General features: G+C 60.3%; 8 protein-coding genes. 2 read left to right on the top strand and 6 right to left on the bottom strand.

Annotated elements, in window-relative coordinates:
• Positions 1-227: 227 nt before the first annotated feature.
• Positions 228-1,241, top strand: a complete 1,014-nt coding sequence (locus ABRP66_RS08255) for an esterase/lipase family protein (RefSeq protein WP_284852347.1) — start codon at positions 228-230, stop codon at positions 1,239-1,241.
• Here ABRP66_RS08255 and ABRP66_RS08260 read toward each other — a convergent pair whose 3' ends face one another.
• The 3 genes from ABRP66_RS08260 to bioB form a co-directional block, all read right to left on the bottom strand.
• On the bottom strand, positions 1,242-2,165 hold the full coding sequence (locus ABRP66_RS08260) for a Sir2 family NAD-dependent protein deacetylase (protein WP_284796496.1): 924 nt from the start codon (positions 2,163-2,165) through the stop codon (positions 1,242-1,244).
• Between the two features lie 182 nt (positions 2,166-2,347).
• A complete protein-coding gene (bsaP, locus tag ABRP66_RS08265) occupies positions 2,348-2,611 on the bottom strand; it encodes a biotin synthase auxiliary protein BsaP (protein ID WP_023024778.1) in 264 nt (87 codons plus the stop codon).
• Complete coding sequence (gene bioB / locus ABRP66_RS08270) at positions 2,611-3,591, bottom strand: biotin synthase BioB (protein ID WP_284770868.1); 981 nt, start codon at positions 3,589-3,591, stop codon at positions 2,611-2,613. The genes bsaP and bioB overlap by 1 nt, the downstream gene beginning before the upstream one ends.
• A gap of 77 nt (positions 3,592-3,668) precedes the next feature.
• Here bioB and ABRP66_RS08275 point away from each other — a divergent pair, with 77 nt between their 5' ends.
• On the top strand, positions 3,669-4,976 hold the full coding sequence (locus ABRP66_RS08275; protein WP_284852346.1) for a M20/M25/M40 family metallo-hydrolase: 1,308 nt from the start codon (positions 3,669-3,671) through the stop codon (positions 4,974-4,976).
• A 13-nt stretch (positions 4,977-4,989) separates the two neighbouring features.
• Here ABRP66_RS08275 and ABRP66_RS08280 read toward each other — a convergent pair whose 3' ends face one another.
• The 3 genes from ABRP66_RS08280 to ABRP66_RS08290 are packed head-to-tail and all read right to left on the bottom strand — an operon-like array spanning position 4,990 to position 6,423.
• Positions 4,990-5,295, bottom strand: a complete 306-nt coding sequence (locus ABRP66_RS08280; protein ID WP_284852345.1) for a CHY zinc finger protein — start codon at positions 5,293-5,295, stop codon at positions 4,990-4,992.
• Positions 5,273-6,103, bottom strand: a complete 831-nt coding sequence (locus ABRP66_RS08285) for a hypothetical protein (RefSeq protein ID WP_284852344.1) — start codon at positions 6,101-6,103, stop codon at positions 5,273-5,275. The genes ABRP66_RS08280 and ABRP66_RS08285 overlap by 23 nt, the downstream gene beginning before the upstream one ends.
• Complete coding sequence (locus ABRP66_RS08290; RefSeq protein ID WP_349838556.1) at positions 6,103-6,423, bottom strand: heme transporter; 321 nt, start codon at positions 6,421-6,423, stop codon at positions 6,103-6,105. The genes ABRP66_RS08285 and ABRP66_RS08290 overlap by 1 nt, the downstream gene beginning before the upstream one ends.
• Between the last annotated feature and the right edge of the window lie 71 nt (positions 6,424-6,494).

Below are 6,494 nucleotides of genomic sequence, written 5' to 3' on the forward strand. Positions count from 1 at the left end.
TGCATAAACGAGGGCCCGCCGACTGCGCATCGGCGGGCCCTCTCCCCATGACTAATCTCTGGCACTTAGCGGCAAGGAGTGGAGCGCCCTACGCCGTAAGCACCGCCCGTGATTAGGCAAGCCTAAGTTTACAAAGATTGTGGCGTGAGGTCAAGGCCTTGCCCATAAATTTCTTCAACTTTTCCAAAGAGGCCATTTACCTGCATTAACGCGTATGATTGGGAGGCATGGCTGTCGAATCTCTTGCAGAGTTGAAAAGCATTATTTCTGAACAACTCCTCAAATTCGGGCGCGTAAACGAGGAAGATGCACCCGAAGAAAAAGATTCGCCACGCCTTGGCATCGCTTCCCCAGCCGCGGCCAGTGCTTTGCAGGATGACGTCGCCGACGAGATCGTTGGCCGCCTCAAGGCCGAAAAGAACAAGTCCAGCCCCGGCGATTCCGCCCTCGATGCCGATGCCGCAAGGACCCTCCCCCTCGGCGCGCGCACTAAGCCGCGCGGCGTTTTCGAAGACGATTGGGGCGCCCGCCCGAGCGACAAACGCCCCTGGCCGGTCATCCTGGTGCATGGCACCTGCGATACCAAGGGCGTCTGGCAAATTATGGGCAATATCTTGCGCCGGGACGGCTGGGCGGTCTTTGCCCCTGATTATGGCCATCGCGCCACGCAGACCATCCCGGAATCTTCGCAGCAGCTCGGCGCCTATATCGATACCGTGCTCGCCGTGACCGGGGCAGAAAAGGTCATCTTGGTAGGCCACTCCCAGGGTGGCCTGCTCGCGCGGTACTGGATGCGCATGGACGGCGGCGCCGAAAAGGTCATCCACCTCATGAGCATTAGCGCACCTAATCATGGGACGACCCACGGGGGCATCGCCAGTCGCCTCATTCGCACCCAACGCCAAGAGGCGGTGATCCGCTCCATTATCGATGGCTGGTTTGGCCCCGCCGGCATGGACCAGGTGGTAGGCAGCGAGGTGCTTCGCGATGTCAACCGCGACGGCGACCTCGAATCCGGCGTGAGCTACACCTGCATCGCCACGCGTTCCGATGCCGTCGTTGTCCCGCCCGAGACCTGCTTCCTCGACCCAGGGGGCGCTCCTGAGGGTGCGGTGCGCAATATCTATATCCAAGATTTTGACCGCCACGCCGTGGTCATGCACGAAGATATGCCCATGGATAGGCGCGTGCACGCCATCGTGCGCACGCTGCTCAGGATGGTGGAGCACACGCCGCGTTAATTAAATCTCCAGCTCATCGAGCAAGGCATCAAAAGCCGGGCCCACCTGCGTGCGCCACAGCGTATCCACCTTCTTATCCCCGCGGCCTGGCCCGCCATTGATAACGGCCACGCGCTTGCCCTGCTTCTTCGCCTCAAGCACAAAGCGATAACCGCTCATCACCGCCAGCGAAGAACCGACCACCAGCAGCGAATTAGCCTCATTCAATAGCGCAAAGGCGGCATCCCGCCGCGTGGCTGGCACGGGCTCGCCAAAATACACCACGTCCGGCTTGAGCAGCTCCGATCCGCAGCGCTCGCAGCCCGCCATCCGGAACGCCGCAACATCTTTCTCATCCAGCGTCACGTCACCATCCGGATTAACTTGGTCCCTTTCCACGACTAGGCGCTCCAGGTATCCCGGGTTCGCGGCCGCTAGGCGCGTATCGAAGTGCCCGCGATCCTCATAGTGACCACACAGCAGACACACCACGGTTTCCATATCACCGTGCAGCGTCACCAACCTCTCCGTACCCGCTCGTTTATGCAGGCCATCCACGTTTTGGGTGACCACACCATTAACCAGCCCGGCGCGCTCCAACTCCACGAGCGCATAATGCGTGCGATTCGGCGCCGCGGAATCCATCACGCGCCAGCCCACGAAGCTACGCGCCCAATACCTATGGCTAGCGGCCGGATCATGGCGAAATTCCTGATACGTCATCGGGCGGTGCCTGCTCAGCGAGCCCCGCGGCCCGCGATAATCCGGAACCCCCGATTCCGTCGATACCCCCGCCCCAGTGAGCACCATGACCGGCCCGTTACGCAGCTGCTTGCCGATGTCCCCCAAAGCCTTCCCTGCCTCCGTGTGCGGCGCCGTCTCCTCCACGACGCGCGCAATCGATCGCAGCGCGGACTGATGAGCATGGGCTACAGCGGGATCCATACCCACCAATCTAATCAAGCGATTGCAAGTTTTTACCAAATTTCGCAAGTAGGACGTACCAAATCTCTAAAGTAGAGCGCACCAAATTTCGCAAGTAGATTTACCTATACCCAGTTCAAAGCCATTTTTTCAATAGAAAAAAGCCGCCTGCCTTGCGGCAGCGGCTCCTTATCTTGGTAGTGCTAGCTCTCTGGTAGCTGCTCTACGTATAACCACTCAGAATCTAGCTCCCCGTGGCGCGAGCACTTGGTGTGCCAGCCATCGGGGCGCACCTGGGCCACCATGCGGCGGCCACAGATCTGGCAGTAGCGCGGCACGTCGAGGCCGGCGGCTGCAGCGGGGTGCAGCGTGAAGACCTCTTCGATCGGCTTGCCGGTATTAGGGTGGAAAATTGGCTCGTCTCCAGCCAGGACGGCGGTTGCCAACTCAGAGTTCGGCTCGGACACTACAGAGCCTTGATCGGGAGATCGATGCGGCCCAGCATGTCCACATCCTTTTCGATTTCCTGACCCAAGGTGGTCAAGTAGTTGCCGGCAATGATGGCGTTGATGCCGCCGAGCAAACCGCGCTCGGTGCCGTCATCGCCAAGCGAAAGCTCGCGGCCGCCGGCGAAGCGGAGGGTGGTGGAGGGCATCGCCAAGCGGAATGCAGCAACGGCGCGCAGGCCCTCACCCAGCGGAACCAGCGGGCGGTCAGCGAACGGGGTGCCCGGGCGAGGGTCGAGGAAGTTCATCGGAACCTCGCACGGATCGATCTCTGCCAGCTGTGCTGCGAACTCGGCGCGCTGCTCCAGGGACTCGCCCATGCCGATGATGCCGCCACAGCAGACTTCCATGCCTACCTCGCGCACGTAATCCAGGGTCTTCTTGCGCTCTTCCCAGGTGTGGGTGGTGACCACGTTGGGGAAGTAGGAGCGGGAGGTCTCCAGGTTGTGGTTGTAGCGCTGTGCGCCCATGTCCTTCAGGCGCTGTGCCTGCTCGCGGGTCAGGGTGCCCAGGGAGCAGGAAATCTCGATGTCAACGGCATCGTTAATGGCGGCGATGGCCTCGCCCACCTGGTCCAGCAGGCGGTCATCCGGGGACTTCACCGCAGCAACGATGCAGAATTCGGTGGCGCCGGTCTTGGCGGTCTTCTGTGCCGCCTCCACCAGCTCAGGGATGTTCAGGCGCACTGCGCGCACTGGGGACTCGAAGAGGCCGGACTGGGAGCAGAAGTGGCAATCCTCTGGGCAACCACCGGTCTTGATGGAGATAATGCCTTCGACCGATACGTCCGGGCCGCACCACTTCAGGCGGGTCTGGTGGGCGATATCAGCAATCTCTTCCAGCTGGGAATCTGGAACCTGCAGTACTTGTAGTAGTTCTTCCTGGTTAAGGCCTTTGCCTTGCTCCAGAGGTTTCTCACGGGCGATGTCGATGATGCTCATGCAGTGAACCCTACTTGAACGCCGTTCAACTTTGGCCAAAATCACAAAATTTTTTTCGCGGGATTACCCTAAGGGGCATGACGCTTTACGATGACACCCTCGAACTCCTCCAAGAACTCATCCGCAATGCTTGCGTAAACGACCTCACCCCGGATTCCGGCTTTGAGGTGCGCAATGCCGATACGCTAGAGAACTTTTTTGCCGGTGAAGACGTCTCCATCGAGCGCTTTGAATCCCACCCAGGCCGCGTGTCCATCGTGGTCACCGTACCCGGCGATCCCGCCAAGGAGCCCCTCACCCTTATGGGGCATACCGATGTCGTTCCCGTCGACGAACCCAAGTGGACCAAGCCACCCTTCGAGGCCCTCATTGAAGATGGCAAGCTCTACGGCCGCGGTTCCGTAGACATGCTCTTTATTACCGCCACCATGGCCGCCGTCACCCGCGAGGTAGCGCGCGCCGGCAACCCCGGCGGAACGCTTGCCTTCGTGGGCATGGCCGATGAAGAGGCCCGCGGTGGCCTGGGCGTGCGGTGGATGGCAGAAAACCACCCCGATGCCTTCTCCTGGAAGAACTGCCTCTCCGAGACCGGCGGTAGCCACCTGCCCGGCGCGGTGGGCTTCAACGTGGGCGAAAAGGGCGCCGGTCAGCGCCGCCTCCACGTCACCGGTGATGCCGGACACGGCTCGACTCCCTACGGCAAGGACTTTGCCATCGTAAAGATCGGCGAGGTCGCCCGCCGCATCGCCGAAGCCGAGCCACCCACAGCCTCCAACGAGATCTGGGAGGGCTTCGTCCGCACCTTCAAGTTCGATCCTGAGACCGAAAAAGAGCTTATCGATGGCACCGGTGACTACACCAAATTCGGAAACCTCGATGCCTACGCCCATGCCTTTAGCCACACCACCATCGCTGAGACCGTCCTGCGTGCCGGCGGAGCCATCAACGTGCTTCCCTCCCACGCCTACCTCGAGATGGATATCCGCCCCTTCCCTGGACAAACCCAGGAAGACTTGGACGACTTCCTCCGCAGCGCACTGGGCGATCTCGCCGATGAGGTAGAAATCGAACACCTCATCACCGAAAATGCCACCCAGTCCTCCACCGATACCGAGCTCTGGCACACCATTGAGGCCACCGCCAAAGAGTTCTTCCCCGATAAAGACGTCGTGCCCGTCCATGCCACCGGTGGCTCCGACCTCCGCTTCGCTCGACGCAAGGGCGGCAACGCCTACGGTTTCGCGATGCATGCCGAGGGCCGCGATATGGCCAGCGCCAACTCGCAATTACACAGCCACGATGAGCACCTCTACCTCGAGGACCTCGACCTCACCGTGCGCGCCTACCACAGCCTGGTCAACCGCTTCTTGGGCCTGAACCAATAACACTGCTCCCGTTTTACGCGGTGACCTGAAAATAGATCCCGGCATGCCCACTGCATCCGGGATTAAACATATGCCCACACTGCGGGCATGCCTCGACAGAGGAATACAGCCGGTAATCCATCTCGAGGCCACAGGAACCGCAGAGGGCAGCGGGGGCATCGACAAGCATGGGCCCAAACTCATGATCCGTCAGCTCCGCATGGCACAGCATGCACGCAAAGTACTCGCCACAGGTCGCGCACTTATTGGCCACCACGTCGAGCGGGGAATGCCAATGCTTGCACCGGCCCTCCGCATCAATCGCGCCGCGAATCTTCATGGTTCTGCCACTCCTTTTTCTTCGCCTCCGACTTCTTTGCATTGCGCACCGCCATCACCCCAAAGGCAATGGCAATAACTATAGGCATCCACACCCTGCTGTAATCCATAAGGAAAACCACCCACTCCGGCGGAGCAAAGTGCACCGCAAACTGCGGCGCGGGTAAGGTAATCTGCGGTGGCTCCGGCAGATTCGGCAGATTCGGCAGCGGTAGGTAAATCTCCGGAAAATCTACATCTGGCAGCTCCCAATCCGGCAGCAAGCGCGAGAGGATGCGGCTAATAATAGGAGCCAAAACAATCATCGCGATGGCCCACCCGGACTTCCCCAGCCCACCGAGCAGTGGATACAGCACGCGCTTGAAGGGGCTTTCTTCCATTGCCCGGCGCCGCTTTTTACCCAAGGAGCCCGGCGGCGGATCAAAGGCCACGGCCTCCTCCCCATCGCGGTAGTAGACATCCTGTATCTCCCCAAAGGGCGTGGCTTGGATATCTACATAAGGCTTAGTCCGCGGCGCATTATTCTCACTGAATGAGAGATCGCTTTCCAGCTTCTTCTGCAATGAATAATGGCCACCACGCGGCTTGTCGTGCCGGCTGCGAACCTCGTGGTCGACCACGATCTGCATGCGGGGTGCAGGATTCTTCCGCCAGAGCTGGATGCGGCGGATAAAGGGGGCATCGCCAAGCACCGGCGTAAATTCCTTTGGCTCCTTGGGCCATTCGCCCCGCTCAGCGAACTCGGCATCGTAGCCACGCTCAACCTCGAGCAGGCCGGCCTCAGGGTGGTCCAACCGCCAGATTTCCATCAGCGCTTCCTCACCTTGGCGCCCAATTTGCTAGCACCCCACGCCAAAAGGACCACTACCGGCAGGTAAATCCATGTCCCCTCGTTGAAGTACATCGCCATGGCCGCGAAATAAGCGATGCCCGCAACCCAGAAGATGATCCATGAGTAGCGGAATGTGGCGGCATCGATAAAAGCAATAAGCACGGTAAGCCCACCCATGAGGCCGAGCAATACCGTGCCAGAAACCGCCTGGTAAATCGCCGGCGGGAGCACCAAGAAGACAGCGATCATCGCCAAAGGCGCCCACCATTGCCACCACGCGCGGCCGGGTTCGGTCAAGTCCGTTTGAGTGGTGTTTCTACCTTTCGATAGAGCATGCAGTGTGATGGTGTCAGGGGCCAGCACGTGCT

This window comes from Corynebacterium sp. KPL2680, assembly GCF_040225675.1.
GTDB classification, from domain to species: domain Bacteria; phylum Actinomycetota; class Actinomycetes; order Mycobacteriales; family Mycobacteriaceae; genus Corynebacterium; species Corynebacterium rhinophilum.